The organism is Enterococcus spodopteracolus, assembly GCF_030441955.1.
Lineage (GTDB): Bacteria > Bacillota > Bacilli > Lactobacillales > Enterococcaceae > Enterococcus_B > Enterococcus_B spodopteracolus.
In genome coordinates this window covers 1-405 of the sequence record NZ_JARJHD010000135.1, presented here as the reverse complement: position 1 = coordinate 405, position 405 = coordinate 1, and the positions used below count along the sequence as shown (strand labels likewise).

Annotated in this window: 1 riboswitch. The window is 49.4% G+C overall.

Annotation, left to right across the window (positions count from 1 at the left end):
* Window positions 1-47: 47 nt before the first annotated feature.
* Window positions 48-226, bottom strand: a riboswitch (M-box (ykoK) riboswitch).
* Between the last annotated feature and the right edge of the window lie 179 nt (window positions 227-405).

Sequence of the window (405 nt, the reverse complement as noted above, 5' to 3'; positions counted from 1 at the left end):
CCCTATAGAAAACTGCTTACAGGGCGAACAAAACAGGAAGATATAGAAGAAGATCCCTACGTCCCGGTTTTAGCACTGAGCAACGTATCCGCGATAAACACGCCGGAAGTTACCTTGGCAACACCTTGATTCGATGGATGCCTGTATTTCCCTGTGTGGTCTCTCTCGACACCATCAGGGCGGTAACTTGTTTTTGCTCAGGAGCCTCGCCATAACAAGATCGAACTGCGGGCGGGAGTATACCCCTATATTTAAGGGGGGATAATGTGAACATGCAGATGATTGAGGGAGCGTTTAAGTTCGCAAAAACGTTCCTGAATGAGACGATAAATACAAAAAGTTTGCCGTTTGGCTTAAGCGGCTGAAGCCGCGCCACTCAAGCCTTCCGGCTCCTGCAGACAGCCG